Here is a 1,426-nt window from a genome sequence, read left to right on the forward strand (position 1 = left end):
ACTACTCCATCCCGCCTTTACGCAACTGAATGAACCAATTCCACTGCGGATTTGTGTTTTGAGTGGCGAAGCGGTTGTCTCAACCGATGCGGGTAAGACCACTCTGCATGGTACGCTCCTGTCTCATCCCTGCCTGGTGACTCCTGTTGCCTGTGCGGGTGTCCAGCAACCACATATCTCTCCAGAAACCAGAGAGATAATCCATTACCACGCTCTCCGCTATGGACTGCCTACCCCCTTTTTTCCAGAAGGGGATGCTATCCGTAATACGATAGGAATACAGAATCAATCCTTTCTCCAGCAACCTGATCTTCTGCCAACGGTGTCGCTGTTTGGCCGGGAGAGTGAATGGAAAACTTTGCTGGAAGCAGCAGAACAAGCGCGTGCCGGTCATAGTCGCAGTTTGGTCGTTGTTGGCGAAGCGGGATTTGGCAAAACCAAGCTGGTACAAACATTGCGCAACCATCTGTGTCAACAAAACACATGGCTATGGCTGGAGGGAAATTGTCGCAGCTTGGCCAGTTCTCTTGCTTGGTATCCCTTGGTTGCACCCCTGGCACAGTTAAGCCACTGTCAACCCGAGTGGGACAAAACAACAATACACTCTCATATCGTGACCTGGTTAAAAAATCACCACCCTGCCTTGGCCGGGCAAGGAGAACTGCTCTTTGAACAGATGCTCAACAGCGACTGCCATCATCCAGAGTCAGCCAATCAAGCACCATCTCCGGTACAAATAACAGCAATGGTCCGCTTTTATGCAACACTCTTGCACGCAACTGCTCAACCCACCATCCTCTTCCTGGACAATTTACAATGGGCAGATGCCAACACGTTGCAGTTATTTACGCAGCTTTCTGAAGCCTGTAATGGCAGTCATCTCTGGCTGATCGGTGCCACCCGGCGCTCCTGGTTACGCATGTTCCCTGGCAGTAATATTTTGTCTACCTTATCCCTCAGCCGCTTGCCTCTGCGCACAACCCATCAATTGCTGAAATCATTGCAACCCATATTCACTGGTGGAGATCCCTTACGTCGCCAAATGAGTCAATGGTCAAGTGGAGTTCCTCTGTTCGCAATGGAATTATTGCAGCAAGCTACCCGCTATGCCATGCCAGAACAAAAAAACTTGACCGATCTTTTTCCGCATACCTTGTTGGGATTAATCCTGGATCGTTTAGATACCGTCTCCGTCCACTGGCGCGTAGTCCGTGCCATTGCCGCTTATGGTCAAATCCGCTTGTCACACCTGCATCTCTTGGATCTGCATCCTGCTCCAACAATCAATGCGGCTGTAGAATATCTTGTCAAAATCGGTCTGCTGGGTAGTAACGCAATCAACGATGAGCGGGAAATCTATTTTAATAATGAAATGGTAAGAAGTGCCATCTGGCTGACTTTATTGGAAAGAGATCGCTTTCCAGAT

At 49.4% G+C, this 1,426-nt stretch carries 1 protein-coding gene; it reads left to right on the forward strand.

The features are described from left to right. Positions 1–1,426 (forward strand): ATP-binding protein (locus EJP87_RS16360; protein WP_130472912.1); only part of this gene is annotated, 1,426 nt, incomplete at both ends.

Source organism: Candidatus Magnetaquicoccus inordinatus (genome assembly GCF_004217665.1).
Classification (GTDB): domain Bacteria; phylum Pseudomonadota; class Magnetococcia; order Magnetococcales; family Magnetaquicoccaceae; genus Magnetaquicoccus; species Magnetaquicoccus inordinatus.